Source organism: Brevibacterium luteolum (genome assembly GCF_013004595.1).
Lineage (GTDB): Bacteria > Actinomycetota > Actinomycetes > Actinomycetales > Brevibacteriaceae > Brevibacterium > Brevibacterium luteolum.
In genome coordinates, this window is the sequence record NZ_JABEMC010000020.1 from 1 (window position 1) to 1332 (window position 1332).

1 protein-coding gene and 1 other annotated feature are annotated in these 1332 nt (G+C 55.9%); the gene reads right to left on the bottom strand.

Annotated features, from left to right (window positions below; translation table 11 throughout):
- Positions 1-27 precede the first annotated feature (27 nt).
- Positions 28-1280 (bottom strand): IS3 family transposase gene (locus tag HLA91_RS13630; RefSeq protein ID WP_420867892.1). Its coding sequence is split into 2 segments (ribosomal slippage): positions 28-986 and positions 986-1280, totalling 1254 coding nucleotides; the frame shifts between segments, so codons are not numbered across the junction.
- Positions 865-996: a sequence feature (AL1L pseudoknot), on the bottom strand. It overlaps the preceding gene by 132 nt.
- Positions 1281-1332: the final 52 nt, after the last annotated feature.

Consider the following 1332-nt stretch of genomic DNA (forward strand, 5'->3'; position numbering starts at 1 on the left):
TGGATCGCCCTGAGTTCGGTGGAGAGCTCATAGCGGTACGTCAGCCACCTCTGGCCGACTGGTTTCAGTGTAGTAGTGTTCCTCGAACTGCGCTGGAGCGAGGTCTCCGCAGTACGAATGCGGGCGAGTGTGGTTATACCAATGAACCCATTCCAAAGTCGCGAATTCCACAGCATCACGACCGGTCCACGGGCCCTCGCGCCACACCACCTCTTTCTTATATAGTTTATTCAGCGCTTCTGCTGCGGCATTATCATAAGAATCTCCAATCGAACCGACCGAGGCTTCTATTCCAGCTTCACGTAGACGCTCTGTATAAGCAATGGAAACATACTGGCTCCCCTTGTCCGAATGATGAATTAACTGGTCGATGCTCCTGTTCTTTCGTTTCCTTTCCCATAACGCGTGTTCCAGAGCATCCAGCGCCAAATCGGTTCGTAGAGTCGTGTCGACTCGCCACCCAACAATCATTCGGGAAAACAGATCCGTGACGAAAGCGACATAGGAGAAACCAGTCCATGTCGGCACATAGGTGATATCGGCGACCCAGCGAGTATCAGGAGTATCTGCGGTGAAATCCCGCTGGACGAGGTCACCCGGATACGAAGCGGTCTTGGTCTGCCGTGTCGTAGTCGTCGACCGGGCATTGGACACCCCGGCCAGCCCCAGGGCGCGCATACGGCGTTCGACCGTGCACCTGGCGATCGGCTCGTTCGGGTAGAGCCGGCGCAGCATCACCCACACTTTCCGTGCTCCGAACAATCCACGATTGTCAGAATGCACTTTCCGAATCCGATCATCCCATTTCGCGTCAGCTTGTTTCCGGGCTGAGGCCGGTCTCGTCTTTCTCGCGTAATACGAGCTCGCAGCGACCTGTACACCTGTCTGAGACAGTGTTCGACAGATCGGCTCGACTCCGAACTCATGGCGATGATCATCGATGAAACCATCGATATCTGTCAGCGGCGGTCGAGCTCCGCCTGGGCAAAATACGCACTCGCTTTCCGCAGGATCTCATTAGCCCGGCGCAGTTCTCGAACTTCCTTTTCCAAGTCCGTGATGCGTTGTTTGTCATCGCTCGTCATTCCTGGCGCTTTACCGGAATCCACATGGTTTTGCTTCACCCAATTACGGAGGGTGTTCTTGTTGATTCCGACCTGTTCACCGACCAGCCGGCACGCGGCACTCACAGCCAGTGCGGGTTCGCAGGCCAGCTTCTCGTTGACCATACGCACAGCACGGTCACGGACTTCTGCAGGGTACTTACTCGGTGCGGGCATGTTCCTATCCTCTCGGTTAGATCAAACCCTCCACCAGACCCGGGGCGATCCA